Here is a 1,114-nt window from a genome sequence, read left to right as displayed (position 1 = left end):
GGTACATTCTATTTCCAAGTGCGACATGCTTATAAAAACAATGGCTTCGCCTTGGAGATATATGCATGTCCCTTTGCTATTCGCAGCTCACCCTGCCTGATCGCAAGCGTCTTTTTCATCTTAGAGAACGCAAGGTTTCCGTCTCGGAGATTGCCCGCCAACTCGGTCGTCATCGTTCGACGATCTATCGCGAGCTTAAACGCAATACGTTCCAGGATCACGAATTTCCGGAATACAGCGGCTATTACAGCGGTATCGCCAACGACATGAGCAAGGAGCGCCGACGACGGCTGCGCAAACTCAGACGCCATCCGCATCTGCGCGATCTCGTCATCGACCGGCTGAAGGCGCATTGGTCACCTGAGCAGATCGCTGGCCGGCTTCTCGCCGATGGCGTCAGTCCTGTGCGCATTTGCCCGGAAACGATTTATCGTTTCATCTATTGCAAGGAAGATTATCCGCTCGGGCTGTATCAGCACCTGCCGGAACGACGGCGCAGGCGTCGGCGCCGCGGCGCACGCAAACCGCGCGACGGCTTAATCCCGCTCGATTACAGAATCTCCCAACGACCTGATTTTATTGATGATCGATCACAGTTCGGGCATTGGGAGGGCGATCTCCTGATCTTCCGGCGTGAACTCGGAGAGACCAACGTCACCTCTCTCGTCGAGCGCAAGAGCCGCTATACGGTGATGATCAAGAACCGCAGCCGTCACTCGCGACCGATCATGGACAAGATCATCCATGCCTTCTCACCATTGCCGTCTTTTGCACGCCGAAGCTTCACCTTTGATCGCGGCACGGAGTTCTCCGCTTTCAGGGCTTTGGAAGATGGGATCGGCGCCAGGAGCTGGTTCTGCGATCCCAATTCGCCTTGGCAGAAAGGCGCTGTCGAGAACACCAACAAGCGCATTCGACGCTTCATGCCTGGCGATACGGATCTGTCCAACGTCGCTCAGAAGCAACTTGTCGACCTCGCCCATCACCTGAATTCGCTGCCAAGAAAGTGCTTGGGCTACAAAACACCGGCCGAGGTCTTCATGGCGCATTTGCGTGAATGCGGCTGATCCCCTACCCTTCAAACGCCCATGTTGCACTTGGTGTAGATTCTCCA

The 1,114-nt window shown here is 55.4% G+C and carries 1 protein-coding gene; it reads left to right on the top strand.

Annotation, left to right across the window (positions count from 1 at the left end):
• Positions 1-65 precede the first annotated feature (65 nt).
• Positions 66-1,067 (top strand): IS30 family transposase, encoded by a 1,002-nt coding sequence (locus tag FFR93_RS40440; protein ID WP_064648104.1) that lies wholly within the window; start codon positions 66-68, stop codon positions 1,065-1,067.
• Positions 1,068-1,114 lie beyond the last annotated feature (47 nt).

This window comes from Rhizobium sp. MHM7A (genome assembly GCF_005862215.1).
Taxonomy (GTDB): Bacteria; Pseudomonadota; Alphaproteobacteria; order Rhizobiales; family Rhizobiaceae; genus Rhizobium; species Rhizobium bangladeshense.
The sequence above is the reverse complement of the archived record's forward strand: the minus strand, read 5'-3'. Positions and strand labels throughout refer to the sequence as shown.